The organism is Lawsonibacter faecis (assembly GCF_014287675.1).
Taxonomy (GTDB): Bacteria; Bacillota; Clostridia; order Oscillospirales; family Oscillospiraceae; genus Pseudoflavonifractor; species Pseudoflavonifractor faecis.
Genome location: NZ_JACOPQ010000001.1, coordinates 174831 through 194538, shown reverse-complemented (window position 1 = coordinate 194538; position 19708 = coordinate 174831). Strand labels below are relative to the sequence as shown.

The window sequence follows — 19708 nt, the reverse complement described above, 5'->3', positions numbered from 1 at the left end:
TTTTTCATTTCCCCTAGCGGGGCGTCTGCGCGTTTTGCCGGACGCTGTGAGCATACTTCTTTCCAGCCGGTCAAGGCTCTCCCGTATTCAGTGCCCGCAAGGGTTCGTAGCCGATCCACTTGTGGAGCGTTAGCAAAGCAGCGCAAGCGGCCCTTGCCGGGGGATTGGGGGAGGCCCCCAACAAGCGGATTTTCCCGAGTTTCGCCAAAGCGAAAATCGGGAAAATCGCAAAGTGTGTACCACTTTGCCCTGCTTGCCACTATTAAGAACGGTTAAAAGGGAAGTACGTATTATACCAATAAGGCGTACTAAAACTAGCGTTTTTATTCTGCCAACTCTCGCTGTTGCTTTTGACTTAACGAGGAGCGCACCAACTTATAAGAAGAAGATACCATATCTGTAATTACGCCTCGTGGCACATTACCATCCAAATATACAGTGCTCCAATGTAGCTTGCTCATATAATAGCCGGGTATGACATCTTCGTACTCCCGACGCAACAAATCACTAAACATGGGCTCTAACTTCAAGGTGATGATAGGTCGTCCATTGCGGTCATCAATGCCTATGTAAGCGTACATTTTGCCGCACAACAAATATCTGTATGCTTGCCATGCAGGATGAAATTCTTTCGTGGTAGATGATTGGTCTTGCAGACATATATCCAGCCATTGGTATCTTTCCATGCTGCCGTCTGACCAAGGTGTTACACTAAATTCTAATTTGGACATGTCCTGCCTCCTTACAATGCCATTTATATTATTGAAAATAGTTGACAAAGCTCTAAAGTATTTAGTTCGCCTTATCCGCCTAATGCGTACAAACCCATAACTAGCTTTTTCATTTAGTGTGAGTACATGGGAATGTCAAACAGCTCATCATTCCTTCATGCTACTGCTTATAACTCCGTTTGTTCGCTTGGGCACCATTTTACCCTTTGCAGGGCGGCTTCTCGCATAGCAGAAATGCTGATTTTATAGGCTTTTCCGACTGGAAAAAAGATTTTATTGCCGCCGAATATTTACTATTTTTACTAGCTTGTTAAAGAAGCCCCTCGGGGCTTCTTTGACAGAAGACTGCATGACGGCTGGGGTTCGATTTCTTGGGAACAAGTCGACCCATCCGCCATGAGAAGTGTCATTTCTCAGGCGCATGTCCCCAGAAATGACGGATTTCAACATGATCCCGCCGCCTGCGGACGGTGGAACTCTGCGAGGCTTTCTCTGCGGAGGGTATCGATTATTGGCGACTGCCAAAGAACTTATAAAAAACGGCGATGAGGTGCTTCACACCGCGGTCATAGAATTTACACGCGTGGCCGCAGGAGCAGACGCATACACGTAAAAAAGGGCGCCTCACGCTAATTCTGCATACTTAACCGGCGAGGAACTCCCGCCACCGGGCGGCGGACTCGGTCCAGGCGGCGGCGTTGTTTTCGGACTGGGGCCGGGGCGTGAGGCCGGCCTCCTCCACCAGAAGGTCCCCCAGCCAGGGGGAGAACACGGCCGCGCCGTCCTGGTTCAGGTGGCCGCCGTCGTAGAGGTCGGTGGTGGGGGTGAGGCCAATGGACTCAAACTCTTCGCTCCAGTTATAAAACAGCGCGTCCGGGTCCAGGGCCCGCACCTCCGCCTCAATGCGCGCGTAAGTCTCCCTAGTACAGCGGGTATAGGTGGGGTGGAAGGCCACGATGGGCTGGATGCCGTTCTCCTCACAGAGGGCGAGGATTTTATCCAGCCACTCCAGGTTTTCGGCGTAGACCTGCGGGTCCACCTTCCGGTCCCCCACATAGGGGGCAATGCCCACGCCCTCCTGCACCTGGTCAATGGCGGTATAGCCCTTGTAATGGTCGGGCTGGGCGGGGGTAAGGGCCCGCTGTATGTCGCTGAGCCCGACCTCCTTCCAGCGGGTGTGGTAGAAATAGAGGTCAAAGAGGAGGCCGGGGCGCAGCTCCGGCTCGGAGGCGGTGAAGATTGCGCCCAGCTTGTTCAGGGAGAAGGGCATATAGCCCACGTTGATCTGCGTGTAATTCTGGTAGGTATCAAAGAATAGGGAGGTGCCCTCAATCAGAACCGCCCGGGGGGACTGGGTGCGCAGAGCCTCCCTTAAATACCAGTAGGTAATGGAGAGGGGCTGCTCCGAGCCCGCCAGAACGAAGCCGGTGAGCCCGGTCTGGGCGTAGATCAGGGAGGGGTTGATGTCGCAATAGGCGTAGGAGCTGCCTAAGTAGAGGACGTCCAGGCTGTCCCGCGGCTCGGCGCGGAAAGCGCTCCAGGTGCTGCCGTAGTCCAGACGGACAGGGCGGAGCACGTCGGAGGCGAAGTTCAGAAGCAGAGCCGTCGTCAGCAGGAGGGCGGCGGCAAAGAGCAGCTCTTTTCGTTTTTTCATGTGCGCCCTCCTTTCAGGGGATGGGGAGCGGTATGTGCCGCGGAAGCTAGAAGCTGAAGCCGTAGATAAAGGCCTGGGCGTCATAGCCCGCGCCGTAGCTGCCGAAAATGACGATGGAGAACAGGAGCAGCAGGAGGATAAGCCAGCGGACGGGGCGCCCGACCGCCAGATAGTCGGCCTCCATACTGCGCTTCAGGGACCGGAGGTCCACCAGGAGGAGGACCAGCAGCCCGAACAGAGCGGCCAGTAGCTCCAGGCGGTCCAGCCCCATACTCCGGAAGGCCCAGAGGGGACCGTGGACCATGCCGGAGAGGACCTCCAGCGCGTTGGCGAGAGAGCCGGCCTTGAAGAAGACCATGGAGAGGGAGAAGAGCGCGAAGGTGACGGCAATTTGGAGCAGGCTCGTCACCCTGCCGTCGTCCCGCAGGCCCAGGGCATGGCGGACCCTGCCGCGCAGGGGCGCGGTGACGCCGCCGACGACTTGATAGAGGCCGTTCAAAAGGCCCCAGACGATGAAGGTGAGGGCCGCGCCGTGCCACAGGCCGCTGACGGCGAAGACGATGAGTATATTAAGCCACTTTCGGGCCGTCCCCCTCCGGGAGCCGCCCAGCGGGATATAGAGGTAATCCCGGAACCAGGAGGACAGAGAGATGTGCCACCTGCGCCAGAACTCCGCGATAGAGCGGGAGAAGAAGGGCGTGCGGAAATTCTCCATCAGCCGGAAGCCCATCACCCGGGCCGCGCCCACCGCCATGTCGGAGTAGCCGGAGAAGTCACAGTAGAGCTGGATGGAGAAGGCCGCTGCGGCGCCTATGAGTTGAAGCGCGCCATAGTCGCCGGGGGCGGCGAATACCGCGCCCACCAGCACGGCCAGCCGGTCGGCCAGGACCGTCTTCTTGAAAGCGCCCCAGAGGAAGCGGACCAGGCCCACCCTGAGGTTGTCGTAGTCGAATGGGTGCTCCTCCCGAAACTGGGGGAGGAGGTCCCCGGCCCGGTTGATGGGACCGGAGACCAACTGCGGGAAGAAGGAGACGAAGAGGGCATAGGTCACAAAGCTCCGCTCGGCCGCAATTTTGCCCCGGTGGACGTCCACAACGTAGCCCGCAGCCTGGAACAGGTAAAAGGAGATGCCCACGGGGAGAATGAGGTCCAGGGCGGGGGAGGCGAAATCAAAGCCGATGGCGTTCAGGGCCCGGCCGGCCAGAGCCAGGGTGAAGTTTAGGTATTTAAAGACAAAGAGCAGCGCGAAAAGGAGCAGCAGACAGGAAATCAGCGCCCCCCTGCGGGCGCTGGGCTTCTGTTTTTCCAGCAGAAGCCCGCAGACCCAGGTGGAGACCACCGCCAGGAGGAGAAGGGCGAGGTAGGCCGGCTTGGCGCAGAGGTAGAAAAACCAGCTCGCCAGCAGAAGCCAAATATTCCTGACCCGGCGGGGCAGCAGGAAATAGACCAGGGCCGTCACGGGGAAGAAGCAGAAGAACTGGGGGGAGAGAAAGGTCAAATACTGTCACCGCCGTTCAAAACAAATTCTGTACCATTTTAGTGGATGGAGGGGATAAAGTCAATTGGGATGTGCCGGCAGGGCGGGGGAGAACGTCGGCAGGCGGCCTGCCGTCTTGGGCTCCGCCTCTCACTCCGGTCTTATCTCCCCTATGCGCCTATCCTCGCGCTTTTCTGTCACGCTCGGATTGGGCGCATGGCCGGGTCGATAAGCCGGCACTCCGCCAAGAATGCCGCGCGGCTTGCGTGGGACGCCGCACCTGTTTCTTGTCTTCGTGCCGTCTTATCTCCCCTATGCGCCTATCCTCGCGCTTCGGAGTTGACAACCCACAGCAAAAAGTTTATCATTAATAAACTGTGTGAATCTGCATAAATATCCAAGGAGGAATCTTCCGTGAAGGAGAGAGAGACATTTGCGTCCCGCCTGGGCTTTGTGCTCATATCGGCGGGGTGCGCCATCGGGCTGGGGAACGTCTGGCGGTTCCCGTACATCGTCGGAAAATACGGCGGCGCGGCCTTCGTGCTCATTTATCTGGTATTCCTGGTGATTCTGGGCCTGCCCATTATGGCGATGGAGTTCTCGGTGGGCCGCGCCAGCCGCCGCAGCGTGGCAACCAGCTTCCACGAGCTGGAGCCCAAGGGCGCCAAATGGCACTGGTACAGCTGGTTCGGCATGGCGGGCAACTATATGCTCATGATGTTCTACACCACCGTGGCCGGCTGGATGATCCTCTACTGCATCAAGATGGCCAAGGGCGACTTTGTGGGCCTGGACGCCGCCGGGGTGGGCGAGCAGTTCAACGGCATGCTCTCCAACCCCGGACTGATGCTGGTATTCATGATTTTGGTGGTGCTCATCGGCATGGGCGTCTGCTCCCTGGGCCTCCAGAAGGGCGTTGAGAAGATCACCAAGGTGATGATGGTGCTGCTGCTGGCCATCCTGCTGGTGCTGGTGGTCCGCTCCGTCACCCTGCCCGGCGCGGGCGAGGGCCTCAAGTTCTATCTCATGCCCAACTTCCACAACCTTATGTACGACGCCGCAGGCAATTTCATCCTGGGCGAGGCCATCTTCGCCGCCATGGGACAGGCCTTCTTTACCCTCTCCCTGGGCATCGGCGCCATGGCTATCTTCGGCAGCTACATCGGCAAGGAGCACCGCCTGATGGGCGAGGCCGTCAACGTGGGTATTCTGGACACCTTCGTGGCTTTTGTGGTGGGCCTGGTCATCTTCCCCTCCGCTTTCGCTTTCGGCGTGACCCCCGACTCCGGCACATCCCTCATCTTCCTCACCCTGCCAAACGTCTTTAACGCCATGCCCGGCGGGCGGCTTTGGGGCGCGCTCTTCTTCGTGTTCATGTCCTTTGCGGCGCTCAGCACCGTCATCGCCGTTTTCCAGAACATCATCACCTTCCCCAAGGACAAGTGGGGCTGGAGCCACAAAAAGTCCGTTCTGGTGAATCTGGTGGCGATTTTCCTGCTCAGCCTGCCTTGCCTGCTGGGCTTCAACGTCCTCAGCGGCTTCCAGCCCCTGGGGGCCGGGACGGTGGTGCTGGATCTGGAGGACTTCATCCTCTCCGACAACCTCCTGCCCCTGGGCAGCCTGGTGTACCTGCTCTTCTGCGTGTCCAGGAAGGGCTGGGGCTGGGAGAATTTCCTGAACGAGGCCGACCAGGGCAAGGGCCTGTCGTTCCCCCGAAAGCTCTACCCCTATTTCCGCATTGCACTGCCCATACTTGTGGTGTTTATCTTCCTCATGGGTTACTGGAACAAATTCGGCGGGGCGCTGATGGGCCTTTTTGGGAAGTAATGAAAAAAGAACGGATTTCCACGCCGACGTATGCGGCGGCGTGGAAATCCGTTCTTTTTTACCTATTTCGGCAGACGGAGAAGAAAGGTGGTCCCCGCGGGGGAGGTGCGCTCCACCGTCAGCTCTCCGCCGTGGAGGGCGGCCAGCTCATGGGCGATGGACAGGCCCAGGCCAAAGTGGTTCTTGTCGCCCCGGGCGGCGTCCGCCCGGTAAAACCGCTCAAAGACATGGGGCAGGTGCTGCGCCGGAATGCCGGGGCCGGTATCGGACACCCGGAGACAGACCCAGGGCCCATCGGCCGCGCCGGAGAGGGTGACCGAGCCGCCGGCAGGGGTGTAGGAGAAGGCGTTGTCCAGGAGGACGGTGAGGACCTGCCGCAGGCGCTGGGGGTCCCCCACGATGGGCGGGAGAGGGTCATCGGGGACCTCCAGGGACAGGGATTGGCCCTTCTGACGGGCCACGCCGTAGAAGCCGTCGGCGGTCTCCAGGAGCAGGGTGTCCGTGTCCACGGTCTCGTGCCGGACCGACCAGGTGCCCGAGTCGAGACCGGCCAGGGAGAGGAGATCGTCCACCAGCCGGGCCATACGGGCGCACTCCCGGTCGATACTGCCCCGGAGCCGGTCGGTCTGGGCGGGGTCCACACCCAGGGCGGAGGCGCTGGTGCGGATGACGGCCAGGGGAGAGCGAAGCTCATGGGAGGCGGCGGCGATGAACTCGGCCTGCCGCCGCTGGTTTTCGGCGATGGGCCGGATGGCCCGGCCGGCAAAGACCCAGCAGAGGGCCACCAGGACGGCCACGCCCAGGGCCACCAGGGCGATAAAAGAGAGACGCAGCAGAATAATCTGCCGGTCCGCCGCCGACATATCCCGCAGGAGGGTGAGGCTGAGCCAGCTGTCATGGGCGGGAACCAGGACCACGGCGGCCAAGTAGCGCTCCCCGCTGTCCCCCGCCACGGAGAAGGGGGCGGTGCCGGTGGTCTCAATGACCGAGAGAGGCGGACGGCCGGCGTCCACGCCCAGGGCGAGGGCCTCGGTCTGGACCCGCTGTATGAGGGCGGCCCGGCTGGTGGCGGGCGTCCAGGAGCCGGTATACTGGAGGGGCCGCCCTGCGTCGGAGATGGAGATAATCAGGCGGTCCGCCGCCTCGGTCTGGGCCAGCCAGGTGACGGAGAGGATGCGGTCTGTCTGGAGCTTGGTGACGACGGTGTTAATATTGCTCTGGAAGGCGGACTCTCCGCTGCGGCGCAGCTGCCCCTCGGAGATGGAGAGGGCCACCAGTGCCATAGCCACCAGCACCGCCCCCGTGAGGGCGGCGGAGAGCAGGGTCAGCCGGACGCGCAGGCCCCGGAGGGGATCGGGCTTTCCGCCCCGCTTCAGCAAGGGGGAACCTCCAACCGGTACCCCACGCCCCGGGCGGTGACAATTTTGACCGCGCTGCCTGCGGCGGCCAGTCGGCGGCGGAGAAAGTGGATGTAGTTATCCAGATTGCCGTCCTCCACGGGGGCGTCCGGCCCCCAGACCCGGGCCAGCAGCAGCTCACGGGTCATGGTCTGGCTGGAGTTGCGGAGGAAGAGCTCCAGAAGCTGGCCCTCCCGCTTGGAGAGGGAGCAGGCGGAGCCGGGGCCCCGGAGGGCGCAGAGCTCGGTGTCCAGCTCCAGGTCCCCCACCGTAAGGCGCCGGGTGCTCTCCCACTGGACGGGGCGGCGGGAGAGGGCGCGGATGCGGGCCAGCAGCTCCTCGGTGGCGAAGGGCTTGGCCAGGTAGTCGTCGGCCCCGGCGTCCAGGCCGTCCACGCGGTCGGATATGCCGTCCAGGGCGGTGATCATCAGGACGGGGGTGGTGAGCCCCTCTTTCCGCAGCCGGGCCACCACGCCGACCCCATCCAGCCCGGGCAGCATCCGGTCCAGCAGAATGAGGTCATAGGCGTTCTGGAGGGCGAAGTGGAGCCCGTCGTCCCCGGCGTGGGCAAAGTCCACGATATGGCCCTCCTTCTTCAAATGAATATCGACGGCGGAGCAGAGGTCCACGTCGTCTTCTACCATTAAAATACGCATGGCGGTGTGCCTCCAATGCAGTTTGGTGAGTTCAGTATACCAGCCATTCCTCTAAAAAATCTATATCCTTGCCCCAATCTCTAAAAATTCTTAAAGGCTGTTGAAGGACAGGGTCCTGAATTTGTCTGGGTGTACGCCGCGGATACATCACTCCCGAGAACGTATCCGCAGGCCCTTGCGCTGCTTCTCACCCTCCTCTGCGCGGAGCCCTGCAAGGCAATGACCGAATCGAAAATTTCTGATTGCCCTGCTGTGCCTCAACAGAATCATTGTTTTTTTATCTAAGAAAACTTAAAGGTTATTTACAGATAAGGCTGTTATGCTGAACGTACCAAATCGGAAGGAGCATTGGCATGAAAAGAATTCTGAGCGCGGCATTATCCGTGTGTCTTCTGGCCGGACTGCTGGCCGGATGCAGCAGCGATAACAGCGGCGGGGGCAAGGGGAATACCCCAATGGGCCGCTATGTAGAGGAGCAGGGGGAGACCCTGCCAAACCTGACGAGGGTTTTCAATTTCCACAGAAGCGGCGGCGATATCATCTTCTACGGCCAGGAAAAGGACGGCGACCGGGCGCCCTACTACCGCTACGTCCTCCCCGCCGGCGGCGGGGAGATCCAGAAGAGCGAGCTGACCTGGCTGAGCGAATACCTGACGGCCGGGAACGGCATGCTGGATACCATTTCCGAGAGCGGGAACGGAACGGTCTACTTTCTCTACTACGACGCCGGCTATAAATCCAGACTGGCCCGCAGCGTGGACGGCGGTGCGCCGGAGGAGCTGGAGGTGCCCGAACTGACGGCCGGCGGGTTCGGCGGCATGACGATTGGCGGCGTTGACGGCAGCAGCGGCAGCGTGAGCCTTGGCAGAAGCGATGCCGGCGCCGCTGACATCACGGGGGGCGACACGGCCGGGGGAGGGACCGCCGATACGCCGCCCGAGGCCACCCCTGCGCCCAGCGGAGAGCCGGACGACGTCCTGACCGCGCCCAACGGCAGTTCCGGCGGCGTTGTCTTCAGCGGGGAGGGGGAGAGCCAGCTCTATGTCAACGGCGTCGTCGCCCTGGACGACGGATTCCTGCTCCTGTTCGGCAGCGACGGCGTATACCGCTACGACGCCGACGGCGTCAAGAAAACGGAATTCTTTGGCACCGCCTACGAAAGCGGCGTGGCGCTCCTGGGCAGCACCCTGCTGATGGGCGACACCGAGGGCAAGGGTATGGTGACCTATGATATGGAGACCGCCAAGCAGAGCGGCGCCTATACTTATGAGAGCAAGGACTTCCGCCTCACCCTTGGCATGGACGACAAGGGCATCTACCTGGCCGATTCCACCGGCATCTACCGCCAGGCCGAGGGGGGCACCATCTGGGAGCGGCTGGTGGACGGCAGCATCACAAGCCTCGTGATGCCCAACACCACCATCGCCGGGCTGGCCTCCGACGGGGGCGACGGCTTCCACGCCGTCCTGTCCACCGGGGACCAGGGCTACCAGCTGGTCCGCTACTATTACGATGAAAACACCCCCACCACCCCGGACACCGAGCTGACTATCTTCGCGCTGAACGACAATCCCACCGTCCGCCAGACCATCGGTGAGTTCCAGCGCCGCAACCCCAACGTGCGGGTGAACTTCCGCGTGGCCCTGGGCGACGACTCCGCAGCCACGGTGGAGGATGTAATCCGCGCCCTCAACACCGAGATTCTGGGCGGCAAGGGCCCCGATATCCTCCTGCTGGACGGCCTTCCGGTGGACTCCTACATTGAGAAGGGCGTGCTGGCTGATTTGAGCGCCCTCGTGGAGAAGCTCAGCGGAGACGGGCTGATGAGCAACCTGATGAGCGCCTATGAGCGCGGCGGCAAGATTTACGGCGTGCCCTCCCGCTTCAGCGTGCCCGTCATGATGGGCAACGGCGCGGATTTGGCGGGTCTGGACGGCCTGGAGGCCCTGGCAAAAGCGCTGGAAGACGACGCTGGCGGCGGGACACCTCTCCTCTGGGGGCCCAGCGACCTGTGGGCGGAGGATATGCCCGGCATGCTCATGCGCTACTACGAATCCTGCACGGACGAGTTCTTCCGGGATGGCGCGCTGGACGAGGCGGCTCTGGCCCGGTACTTTGAGCTGGCGGAGCGCATCGACAAGGCCGTGAAGGCCTACACGCCCCAGATAGACAGCTCTGCGATGATCACCATTGCGATCTCCACAGGCGGCAGCGGAGGCTTCGAAGCGCTGGACTCCGGCGCCATGATGCTGGGCCAGGGCAAGGCCCGGATGCACATACAGGAGCTTGGCGGCAAATTCAGTCTGAGCAGCATCATCTCCAATCTGAGCGGCAGACCGGGCTATGAGCTGAAGGCCCTCTTCGGCGGCGACCGCTACACCCCAGTGGGCGGCGTTGGGATCGTGGCTTCCGGCAAGCAGCAGGAGCTGGCCGCCTCCTTCCTGGAGCTGCTCCTCTCGCGGACGGTCCAGGACAAATACCTCTACGACGGCTTCCCTGTCAACCAGCAGTCCCTGGAACAGATGGTGAAAGAGGTGATGGACAGCGGCGAGACGATGGTGGACATCACCCTGGATAAGCCGGAGTTCAGCCAGAGCGGCGCCAAGTCCGAAATGGGCTTCCTGGAGCTGTGCAAGAGCCTCAAGACCCCCATCCTGACGGACCGGGTGGTGGAGGAGGCGGTGAACGCCCAGGCCATGGAGCTGGCCGCGGGCAAGACCACCCCCAACCAGGCCGCGGCCAAGGTGGTGGAGAAGACCCGGCTCTATCTGGCGGAGTAAATATAGATGCAGAGGGGCGTCCCGGCTCAGCCGGGACGCCCCTCTGCATGGAAAGAGGACGGGGAAAGCGGATTGCCAAGCCAGCGCGTACGCGCTGGCTTGCAAGGACAGCGGTTGCGGGCGGCACCGGCGGCTAACATACCCTGTTGTCGTTGCGCGCCATTCCGAAAAACGGCGCGGCAATCCGCCCTCGCATTCCCTGCTTTACAAAACGTTCACAACCTCAAAGCCGCTTTCCAGATGGTTTAGAGATTGAGCCTGTATGATATGCCTAACGAAACGATTCGGAGTGATGAAGCATGGCATTCGACCTCATGGAGCGCGCGAGGACCCGCGCGGAGCAGGAGCGGCTGCAGCTCGCCTCGGGCGAGCGCCCCGCGCCCCGCATGAAGCACGCCGTACAGCGGACGGCGGCCAAGGCGCTGGCTGCCTTTTTCGTCCTCATGCTGGTCCTCACCCTCCTCTCCCGGGCGGCGGACGGTGTGACCGTTGCCCGGGTGGAGACCCAGGCTGCCAAGAGCGGCGTCCTGACCCAGCGCATCACTGCCGGCGGCGTCATCGAGGCCCAGGGCGATCTGGAGATTACCCTGCCCGCAGGCATCCGCGTCACCCGGATTGCCGCCGCCAAGGGCCAGCAGGTAAAGGCGGGGGACACCCTGCTGGAGCTGGATTTGGAGGCGCTCCAGAGCGCCATTGAGAAGCTGGAGAACGACATCGGCCTGCTGGACCTGAAAATTGCCAATGCGGCCGGGGGCAATTCCGGCGCCAGCACCGACGCTATCCTCAGCGCCCAGGATGCGCTGGACACCGCCCAGGTCAACCTGAAAAACGCCCAGGAGGACTATGAGCGCCTGAAGGAGGGCCGGGGCACCGCCGAGGAGCGGATTCAGGAGGACCTCCGGCAGGCCCAGGCCGACTGCGACGAGGCTGCCGCCGCCCTGGAGAAGTCCAAGGTCAAGGCCAAGGAGGAGCTGGTAAAGGCCGCCCAGGAGAAGGCGGACGCTGCCAAGGAGGCCCTGGAGACCACAAAGGAGTCCGCCCAGGACGCCGAGGACTCCGCCCAGCAGGCGGTGGACTCCGCCCAGGACCAGCAGTCCAGCAACGACAGCTCCTACTTCGCGGCGGTGAACACCTACAACCGCGCCGTGGAGGCGGTGAAGCAGGCCCAGGCCGAGCTGGACGAGCTTCTGGCCAACTCCCCGGACGACACCGCGGCCATCGCCGCCGCCCGGAGCGCCCTGCTTCAGGCCCAGTCCGGACAGGACCAGGCCGAGGCCGGCATGAACTCCCTGGCGGACGCCGGCAGCACCATTTATAAGTCCCTCAAGCGGGCCAAGGAGAACTTGAAATCCGTCCAGGAGAAGTGGGCGGAGAAGATTCAAAAGGCGGAGAGAGAGGCGGCCGAGGCCGAAACCAAGCTGGCCGAGGCCAAGGAGAAGACGGACATGAGCGAGGAGCCCGCCGTGGTGTCCGCTCAAAACGCATTGGAGTCCGCTCAGCGGGCCCTCCAGAGCGCCCAGCGGAGTGCTGAGGACGCGGGGACCTCTACGGAGGACCAGCTCCTCGCCGCCCAGCGGACTATCGAGAGCGCCCAGCGGGGCGTGGAGTCCGCCCAGCGGGGACTGGAGAACGCCCGGCGCCAGGCGGAGAACGAGCGCCTCACCAACCAGAACACCAGGGCGCAGGCGGAGATTGAACGCCTGGGCTACGTCAGCCAGCGGCGGGAGAGCCAGAAGAAGCTGGACGAGCTGAAGGCTGTGGCAGAGGCGGGCGGACGGCTGGCCGCCCCCATCGACGGCACGGTGCTGAGCATCCTGGAGGAGACCGGCACCACCCAGGACGGGGCCAAGGCCGCCGTCCTCTCCCGCAGCGACCAGGGCTTTCAGTTCGAGGGCAGCATTCCCCAGAAGGAGGCGGAGACCCTGGCCGTGGGGGACGAGGGCACCCTCTCCTTCACCAAGGACGGCAAGAGCCAGAATGTCCGGGGAGTGCGCATCACCTCCATCGGCATGGCCGACGACAAGGGGATGGTGAAGGTCACGGCGGTTCTGGGCGACGGCGCCTGGCCCACCGGCGGCTCCGCCAAGCTGGAGATCTCCAAGCGGAGCGAGACCTATAACACCTGCCTGCCCCTGGGAGCCCTCCGCTCCGACGCGGACGGCAAATTCGTGCTGGTCCTCAGAGAGAAGCAGACCGTCATGGGCACGGAGCAGACCGTGGTGAAGGTACCCGTGGAGGTGCTGGCCCAGGACAGCGAGAACATGGCCGTGGAGGCCAGCGCCCTGGGCTGGGACGACCAGGTGGTCACTAGCGCCAATAAGCCCATCAGCGAGGGCGACCGGGTGCGGCTGGTGACAGCCGGAAAGTGAGACAGGGCGCGGCGCGCCGGAAGGGCCTGCGCTGCGCGGCGGTCCTGGAAAAACTCCAACTGGTGGTGAACTGATGAAAGAGACACGAAGCCGGGGGCTGGCGGCGCTGCTGGCCGCCCTGGCGCTGCTGGCCTGGGTGGCCGCCCTCTTCTTTGCGCAGCGGGCGGCGGACTTCTCGGCCGGGGTATCCATCCAGTGGACCGGGGAGGGGGCGGGCGTGAGCCCCGCCCAGCTCCTCCAGGCGGAGCGCTGGGCCCAGGAGGACGGGCGGGAAAACCCGCCCGCCGCCACCTTATGGCAGGAAAAAGCGGACAGGAGCGTCACCGACGAGACGGGTGAACGCGCCGCCGCCGCCACCCATTTGGAGTGCTACGGCGATGCGGCGGAGTTTTACCCCGAGACGCTCCTGTTCGGGAGCTACCCCAGCCGGGAGGACGCGGCGGGCTGCATCATCGACGAGGCGGTGGCCTCCGGCATCTGGGGGAGCGCCAGCGTTGTGGGACAGAGACTGAAGCTGGACGGCAGGACCTATTCCGTACGCGGGGTTTTTAAGGGTGACAGCGGCCTCATCCTCACCCAGGGGGAGGGCGACAGCGCCCAGACCTATGGAAACCTTCTTCTCCGCCTCCCGGACGGCGGCGGCGAGACGGAGGCACGGGCGTGGCTGAGCCAGAACGGCTTCTCCGGCGGCGAGGTGCTGGATCTGCCCTTCCTGAGCTGGTGCCTGGGTGCGCTCTCCTGCCTGCCCGCGCTGCTTCTGGGGCTGGGCCTGCTCCTGCGCGTCCTGCGCCGGGGGTGGAAATTGAAATACAGTCCGGCATTATTAGTGCAGTATATACCAATTGGAATTGCTTTCGGGGCCCTGGCCCTGTGGGGCATGGGGTTTCCCTGGGACCTCCCGGACAAGGTCATCCCCACCCGCTGGTCCGACTTTGACTTCTGGTCCAGGCTGGCCGGACAGGTGTCCGCCAGCCTGCGGGCGGTCTTCACCAGCGCGCTCTCGGCCCGGGACCTTGCAATATGGCCTGCCTTCCTGGCTTGTGTGCTGACAACCGCCGCGGCCTGCGCGCTGGTGATTCTGGCTGCCGAGCGGGTGCGGGTGGATTCGGGCGGGACCCTCCTGGCGGCGGGCCTGGGGGCGATGGTGGCCACATTTTTGCTGGCCGTGGCCTTTTCGGCGGCTGGGGGCGTGGAGCTGACCCGGAGCGTCTGGGTGCTGCCCCTCATCTGGCTGGCGGCCGACGGGGCGCTGCGCGTGCATGAGCGGCGGCTGAGACCGAGAACCGAGGAGAGGAGTGAGTGCCGTGAAGCTTTACCGGAAGCGGTCCGAGAGACGTCCCTGGGAGGAGAATGAGAGCGAGGGGGCCGTCCCCTGGCTCTTCGTCCTGCCCAGCCTGCTGGCCGTGACGGTGCTGGTGCTCCTCCCTTTTATCGACGTGGTGCGGCGGTCCTTCTTCTCCGCCATGAGCGGGCAGTTCGTGGGCTTCAAGAACTACCTGACGGTCTTTCAGAACGACGCATTCCGCCTGGCGGCGGGCAACACGGCCAAATTCGTGGCGGTCTGCATTCCGCTGCTGCTGGTGTTCTCCCTGCTGCTGGCCCTGTTGGTCAATGCCTTCCGGGAGAAGCGGGGCGTCTTCAAGACCTCCTTCCTCATCCCCATGGCCATCCCCGTGGCCTCCATCGTTCTGCTTTGGAAGGTGGTCTTCCACGAGAACGGCCTGTTCAATATTTTCCTGGGGTGGCTGGGCGCCGCCCCGGTGGACTGGCTGGACAGTGAGCTGACCTTCGCGGTGCTGGTGTTCAGCTACCTGTGGAAAAACACGGGCTACGATATGATTCTCTGGCTCTCGGGCATCACCGCCATCTCACCCGCCCTCTACGAGTCCGCCCAGATTGACGGCGCAGGGGCGTTACAGCGGTTTTTCCGCATCACCCTGCCGGGGCTGATGCCCACCCTCTTTACCATCACGGTGCTCTCCCTCCTCAACTCCTTCAAGGTCTTTCGGGAGGCGTACCTCATCGGCGGAAATTACCCCAACACGAGCATCTATATGCTCCAGCACCTCTTTAACAACTGGTTTGCAGACCTGGATGTGGATAAGATGTGCGCCGGGGCAGTGCTGATGGCCCTGGTGGTCTTTTTGCTCATCATGCTTCTGCAGCGGTTCTGGGGAAGGGAGGCGCAGAACGAGTGAAAATGCGCAAATGGCTCATCGGTATGCTCCTGGCCTTCATCGCCTTCTTTGTGTGGGTGCCCCTGTGGCTGCTGATCTCCGGCTCCCTTATGGGGGCGGAGGAGATGACCCAGAACCTGGCCCCCGTGCTGGGTAACACCGAGGGTACGGCGGTATGGCCCCTGCTGCCCATGTACCCCACGCTGAAGCCCTATATTGAGCTGCTGCTGGACACGCCCCAGTTCTTCGCCATGTTCTGGAATTCGTGCAGGCAGGTCTTCCCGGTGGTCATCGGGCAGGTTCTCATCGGCGCGCCGGCGGCCTGGGCCTTCGCCCGGTTCCACTTCAGGGGGAAAAAGATTCTCTACTCCCTGTACATCGTCCTCATGCTCATGCCCTTCCAGGTGACCATGGTGTCCAGCTACCTGGTGCTGGACAATCTGGGCCTGATGAACAGCGTCTGGGCCATCATCCTGCCCGGCGCGGTAAGTACCTTCCCCGTGTTTCTCATGGTGCGGTTTTTTACCTCCATCCCCTCCGCCCTCACCGAGGCGGCGGCCCTGGACGGGGCGGGTCCCCTCCAGATTTTCTTCCACATCGGACTCCCCCTGGGGGCCCCCGGCATTCTCTCCGCCGTGGTGCTGGGCTTTCTGGAGTACTGGAACGCACTGGAGCAGCCCCTCACCTTTTTGCAGGATAAGACCCTCTGGCCCCTGTCCCTGTATCTGCCCACCGTCACGGCGGACAATGCCGGGGTCAGTCTGGTGGCGTCGGTGATTATGCTGGTGCCCGCACTGCTGATTTTCCTCTTCGGCCAGCGGTATCTGGAGGCGGGGATCTCGGCCTCGGGGATGAAGGACTGACTGACTTCGCGCACCCACCTCCGATACCCCCACCTGCCTTTGCGCGGCAAAGGCGGTCCGGACCCCATACTTTGACATAACTGCGCGATAGAGATTGGAGCGATTCTCATGGCAGTATCCGAGACCAGCGTGGGCCTCACAATTGAAAAGGTGAACAAGTGGTACTCCGCCGACTCCCACGCGGTGAGGGACATGGACCTGACGGTGGAAAACGGCGAGTTCATGATCTTCGTCGGTCCCTCCGGCTGCGGCAAATCCACCCTCCTGCGGATGATCGCAGGACTGGAGACGGTGAACGGCGGTACCATCCGCATGGGTGAGCGGGTCATCAATAAGGTACCCCCCAAGGAGCGGGATATCGCCATGGTGTTCCAGAACTACGCGCTCTACCCCACAATGAATGTCTACAACAACATGGCCTTTCCGCTGAAAATGCGCCGGTGGAAGAAGGAGGACATCCACCGGCGGGTCACCGAGGTGGCGGCCAACCTGGGCCTCACCGAGTATCTGAAGCGCCGGCCCGGAGCCCTCTCCGGCGGCCAGCGGCAGCGGGTGGCCCTGGGCCGGGCCATGGTCCGCCAGCCCCGGCTCTTCCTTATGGACGAACCCCTCTCCAACCTGGACGCCAAGCTGCGGGTAGATATGCGCCGGGAGATCGTGGACCTCCAGCGGCGGCTGGGCACCACCACCATCTACGTCACCCACGACCAGACCGAGGCCATGACCATGGGCACCCGCATCGCCGTCATGAAGGACGGGGTTTTACAGCAGGTGGACGCCCCCCGGACGGTCTACGAGAAGCCGGCCAACCTCTTTGTGGCGAAGTTCATCGGCTCGCCCCCCATGAACACCTGGGAGGGAGAGCACCGGGGACGGCGGTGCATCGTGGGCATCAGGCCCGAGTACATCACGCCCGCTGACGCAAGCGACCCCGGCGCCCTCCGGGCCAGGGTCTCCGGCGTGGAGAACACCGGGCGGGAGAGCATGGTCTACCTGGAGGCCGAGGGGCTGCCCGGACTGGTAATGGCAGCCGACGCCGCATTCCGCTGCGGGCCGGGGGAGGCCGTCGGCATCCGTATGGATCAGGAGAAGTTCCTCTTTTTCGACAGGGAGACCGAGCTGCGGATAGACTGAGAGGCTGCAAAAAGAGCCACGGGACCGTAATACAGCGGTCCCGTGGCCTTTTTAAATGAAATTTTAATGTGACATCCCACGGACTGTGCACGGCGTTTGTGGTATAATGACCGCAAAGCATTAATCGGTATCCGCTTTTTGGCACGTTTTGCTTCTCCGCTGGGCGGGAACCGCCAGCAATGCCGTATGCCGCGAGACGCCGATTGTCCGCGGCGCGTCGGGTTAAAAGCGAAAAAACAGCTCCAATTGGCATGTGACGGTGGAAAACCTGGAGGGCTTTTATGCTGTATCACGCAAAAAACGGGTCGGTTGTGCTGGGAAAGACCGAGATGGAGTACGTCTCCTTCGGAACGGGGGAGAAGACGCTCGTCATGCTGCCGGGACTGGGAGACGGCCTGAAGACCGCCAGGGGGCTGGCTGTTCCGTTTGCCCTGATGTTCCGCCAGTATGCCGGAGACTACCGGGTTTATGCGCTCAGCCGGAAAAATGCGCTGGCGGAGGGGTGCTCCACCCGGGATATGGCGAGGGACACGAGGGAGGCCATGGACCTGCTGGGGATTGAACGGGCGGACGTTATCGGCATCTCCCAGGGCGGGATGATTGCCCAGTACCTCGCCGTCGATTCTCCACAGACGGTGGGAAAGCTGGTGCTGGCGGTGACGCTGGCGAGGCAGAATCCTCTGATAGAGGAGGCCGTCGGCAGCTGGCTGCGCATGGCGGAGGCGGACGACTACAAAAGTCTCTTTATCGACACCGCGGAGCGGTCCTATTCGCAGGCGTATCTGAAGAAATACCGCGCGCTCTACCCCATCCTGACCCGCGTGGGAAAGCCGAAGTCGTTTGAGAGGTTTATCATCCAGGCCCACGCCTGCCTGGGCCACGACGCCTACGGCGAGCTCGACAGGATAACCTGCCCCACGTTCGTCGTCGGGGCGGACTGCGACAAGGTGGTGGGCCCGGACGCCTCCCGGGAGCTGGCCCGGAGCATCGCCGGCAGCCGCCTGTGGATGTACGCCGGCCTGGGACACGGGGCTTACGAGGAGGCAAAGGATTTCAACAGCCGGGTACTGGAATTTTTGCGTGAGATGTGAGCGCGCTGCCCCGGCCTGCCGCAGTCATGCGGCAGGCCGGATATTTCTTAGGCGGGGTCGGGGCTGGCGGAGGCGCCGCCCGCCGCCGGGAGCTTCCCGGCGCTGGCAAGGCCCGCGACCAGAAGCACCCCGGAGAGGACGCAGATACCGATGCCCATCACAAAGCTGGGGGAGTAGGAGCCGAATGCGTCGTACATAAAGGCGATGACCGATACGCCCAGGGAGCCGATGAGAGAGGTGCCCATGCTGACATAGGAGAAGATCTGGCTGTAGTCCCTGGCGCCGAAGGCTCTGCGCACCACCAGGGGGATGGAGACCGAGACCATGGACATGACCACCCCGTAGAGGAATGCGCCCGCCAGGGCCACCGCCGCGCCCAGGCCCGCCAGCAGGAAAAGAACGAAGGCGGCTGCCACGATGCCCAGGCCCACCAGGGTGGAGTTGCGCGCGCCCAGGGCGTCGTTGAGCCAGCCCAGGGCCAGCTTGCCGACAATATTGCCGATCATCACCGCGGAGGAGAGAAAGGCGGCGATAGGAGCCAGTCCCACGGTTCCGGCGAAGGTGGGCAGGAGTTGAAGGAAGGTGGCGCCGAAGGAGATGAGCCCGGCCACCAGAAAGACGCACAGGAAGGAGAAGGAGCGCACGGCGGTCTTTGCGCTTACGCCGGAGAGGGCCTGGGCGCCCGCGCCGGGGAGAGCGTCCCCCTCCTCCGCTCCGTAGGGCGCCGCGCCCACATCCGCAGGCTTAAAGCGGATGACGAAGAGAGAGAAGGGGAGCACCAGCGCCAGGGCGATGGCCGCCATGATGACGTAGGTGGCCCGCCAGCCGAACCGGCTGATGAAGAGGCCGCCCAGAGGGTTCATCACGGCCCCGCCGATACCGGAGCAGGCCATGGCGAGGCCCATGGCCAGGCCGGATTTTTTCTTAAACCAGTTGCCAATCATCACCGGGGCGGGCAGCAGGAACACGAACCCGGAGGAGAAGCCCAGCACGCCGCCGGCGATGTACCACTGCCAGACTGCGCGGAAGCTGCCCATGGAGGCGAAGGCCGCCGCCGATACGACGATGCCCACGCTCACCAGAATACGGATATTTACCTTGGGGAGCAGCCTGCCCGCCAGAGGCAGGGCCGCCACCATGCACAGCCCCTGGATGGTCATGTAGAGAATGAACTTCCCCTGGGTGAAGCCCAGATCCCCCAGCACCGCCGGGACCAGAATGCCCGCCGAGTTGGAGAGGGCGCCCACACCCCCCGCCTGAAGGAAGCAGCAGGCGATGAGGATGAGCCACGCAGGGTGATGTTTCCGCTGTTTCATTGGTTGTACCTCCCATTCACATGATGCGTCTGAACCATTGTATTGCACAAACGTTAAAAACAGTGTAAATGGGAAGCAGGGAAAAGTAAATTGACATATGACATGATTTTGTTGCGAAATATTGGTATATATTTATTTTTTAACAGAAAAGATGTTAATTAAATATCTAACGATTGGATGGGAACAAGGCCGGGAGAGGCAGAAAATTTGGGCGGCTGTGCATACGCGCAGCCGCC

General features: G+C 62.7%; 14 protein-coding genes. 8 read left to right on the top strand and 6 right to left on the bottom strand.

What is annotated here, in order from left to right; all coding sequences use genetic code 11:
* Window positions 1-323: 323 nt before the first annotated feature.
* The 3 genes from H8S62_RS00890 to H8S62_RS00880 form a co-directional block, all read right to left on the bottom strand.
* A complete protein-coding gene (locus H8S62_RS00890; protein WP_155145283.1) occupies window positions 324-731 on the bottom strand; it encodes an MmcQ/YjbR family DNA-binding protein in 408 nt (135 codons plus the stop codon).
* A gap of 643 nt (window positions 732-1374) precedes the next feature.
* The gene (locus H8S62_RS00885; RefSeq protein ID WP_186918204.1) at window positions 1375-2385 is read right to left on the bottom strand and encodes a hypothetical protein; all 1011 of its coding nucleotides are present in this window, start codon (window positions 2383-2385) and stop codon (window positions 1375-1377) included.
* A 46-nt stretch (window positions 2386-2431) separates the two neighbouring features.
* Window positions 2432-3883 carry an MBOAT family O-acyltransferase gene (locus H8S62_RS00880; protein WP_186918203.1) on the bottom strand — a complete coding sequence of 484 codons (1452 nt, stop codon included), beginning with the start codon at window positions 3881-3883 and terminating at the stop codon, window positions 2432-2434.
* A gap of 393 nt (window positions 3884-4276) precedes the next feature.
* Here H8S62_RS00880 and H8S62_RS00875 point away from each other — a divergent pair, with 393 nt between their 5' ends.
* Window positions 4277-5689: a sodium-dependent transporter gene (locus tag H8S62_RS00875; RefSeq protein ID WP_173023782.1), complete on the top strand. Its 1413-nt coding sequence runs from the start codon at window positions 4277-4279 to the stop codon at window positions 5687-5689.
* Window positions 5690-5751: 62 nt separating this feature from the next.
* Here the strand turns inward: H8S62_RS00875 and H8S62_RS00870 are convergent, their stop codons facing one another.
* Window positions 5752-7068, bottom strand: coding sequence for a sensor histidine kinase (locus tag H8S62_RS00870; protein ID WP_155145289.1), 1317 nt, complete (start codon window positions 7066-7068; stop codon window positions 5752-5754).
* Window positions 7062-7742 (bottom strand): response regulator transcription factor, encoded by a 681-nt coding sequence (locus H8S62_RS00865; protein WP_155145291.1) that lies wholly within the window; start codon window positions 7740-7742, stop codon window positions 7062-7064. Before H8S62_RS00865 ends, H8S62_RS00870 begins: the two co-directional genes overlap by 7 nt.
* Window positions 7743-8095: 353 nt before the next feature.
* Here H8S62_RS00865 and H8S62_RS00860 point away from each other — a divergent pair, with 353 nt between their 5' ends.
* From H8S62_RS00860 to H8S62_RS00830, 7 genes are all read left to right on the top strand, one after another.
* Complete coding sequence (locus H8S62_RS00860; protein ID WP_186918202.1) at window positions 8096-10522, top strand: ABC transporter substrate-binding protein; 2427 nt, start codon at window positions 8096-8098, stop codon at window positions 10520-10522.
* Between the two features lie 299 nt (window positions 10523-10821).
* Window positions 10822-12891: a biotin/lipoyl-binding protein gene (locus H8S62_RS00855; RefSeq protein ID WP_186918201.1), complete on the top strand. Its 2070-nt coding sequence runs from the start codon at window positions 10822-10824 to the stop codon at window positions 12889-12891.
* A 73-nt stretch (window positions 12892-12964) separates the two neighbouring features.
* Entirely contained in the window at window positions 12965-14245 is a 1281-nt protein-coding gene (locus tag H8S62_RS00850) for an ABC transporter permease (protein WP_186918200.1), read from the top strand.
* On the top strand, window positions 14196-15089 hold the full coding sequence (locus H8S62_RS00845; protein ID WP_186918199.1) for a carbohydrate ABC transporter permease: 894 nt from the start codon (window positions 14196-14198) through the stop codon (window positions 15087-15089). Before H8S62_RS00850 ends, H8S62_RS00845 begins: the two co-directional genes overlap by 50 nt.
* 2 nt (window positions 15090-15091) lie before the next feature.
* Window positions 15092-15931 (top strand): carbohydrate ABC transporter permease, encoded by an 840-nt coding sequence (locus H8S62_RS00840; protein WP_155145557.1) that lies wholly within the window; start codon window positions 15092-15094, stop codon window positions 15929-15931.
* A 108-nt stretch (window positions 15932-16039) separates the two neighbouring features.
* Window positions 16040-17065 (top strand): ABC transporter ATP-binding protein, encoded by a 1026-nt coding sequence (locus H8S62_RS00835; RefSeq protein WP_155145299.1) that lies wholly within the window; start codon window positions 16040-16042, stop codon window positions 17063-17065.
* A 281-nt stretch (window positions 17066-17346) separates the two neighbouring features.
* On the top strand, window positions 17347-18156 hold the full coding sequence (locus H8S62_RS00830; RefSeq protein ID WP_186918198.1) for an alpha/beta fold hydrolase: 810 nt from the start codon (window positions 17347-17349) through the stop codon (window positions 18154-18156).
* A 47-nt stretch (window positions 18157-18203) separates the two neighbouring features.
* On the opposite strand, the gene H8S62_RS00825 is transcribed toward H8S62_RS00830, so the two are convergent.
* On the bottom strand, window positions 18204-19472 hold the full coding sequence (locus H8S62_RS00825) for an MFS transporter (RefSeq protein ID WP_186918197.1): 1269 nt from the start codon (window positions 19470-19472) through the stop codon (window positions 18204-18206).
* Window positions 19473-19708 lie beyond the last annotated feature (236 nt).